Origin of the sequence: Streptomyces lydicus, from assembly GCF_000717345.1 — a bacterium.
Taxonomy (GTDB): Bacteria; Actinomycetota; Actinomycetes; order Streptomycetales; family Streptomycetaceae; genus Streptomyces; species Streptomyces lydicus.
Map to the genome: position 1 here is coordinate 1 of NZ_JNZA01000110.1, position 321 is coordinate 321.

Annotated in this window: 1 protein-coding gene; it reads right to left on the bottom strand. The window is 66.4% G+C overall.

The window, feature by feature from the left end; genetic code table 11:
• On the bottom strand, positions 1-321 hold a 321-nt coding region (locus tag OO62_RS38755; RefSeq protein WP_248782326.1), incomplete at both ends, for a hypothetical protein.

Consider the following 321-nt stretch of genomic DNA (forward strand, 5'->3'; position numbering starts at 1 on the left):
CACATCCACCAAACCGCCCCACCGCTCCGGCAACTCCAAAGCAGCAACCCGGCCCACACCCCACACCTGCGACTGCACCGCACTCAACACACGATCCGAACCACCAACACCCACCGCACCCCGCGTCACCACCCACAGCGGAGCCTCAACACCCACCTCACCCAACGCCTGCACCAACACCACCGCCGAAACCGCACCACCCCCCGCCAACGCCAACAGCGACACCACACCCACCACACCCACACCCGTGCCCGGGTCTTCAGCCACCCCACTCACGTCATCGGTGACCACCGCACGCAACTGATCGGCAACCTCAGACCG